General features: G+C 68.1%; 1 protein-coding gene. It reads left to right on the top strand.

Annotated elements, in window-relative coordinates; all coding sequences use genetic code 11:
- The coding region (locus tag EFL26_RS10185; RefSeq protein ID WP_183408134.1) for an MBG-2 domain-containing protein at positions 1 to 307 on the top strand (307 nt) is incomplete at both ends.

Here is a 307-nt window from a genome sequence, read left to right as displayed (position 1 = left end):
TGCACATCGGCAAGGCCGTGCTCACCGTCACCGCCGACGCCGACAGCTCCACGGCCGCCGTGGACCACTTCACCAAGGTCTACGGCACCACCAACCCGACGTTCGGCGTCCGCTACTCCGGGTTCGTCAACAGCGACGGCCCCGGCTCGCTCGGCGGCACCCTCGGGTTCGACACCACCGCCACCGCGGCCAGTAACGTGGGCGCCTACGACGTCACCCCGAAGGGCCTGACCAGCACCAACTACACGTTCAGCTACGTCACCGGGACCCTCGACATCACCAAGGCCTTGCTCACCGTCACCGCCGA

The organism is Nocardioides pocheonensis, from assembly GCF_003725535.1.
Taxonomy (GTDB): domain Bacteria; phylum Actinomycetota; class Actinomycetes; order Propionibacteriales; family Nocardioidaceae; genus Marmoricola; species Marmoricola pocheonensis.
This window is presented reverse-complemented; position numbering and strand designations above follow the sequence as displayed.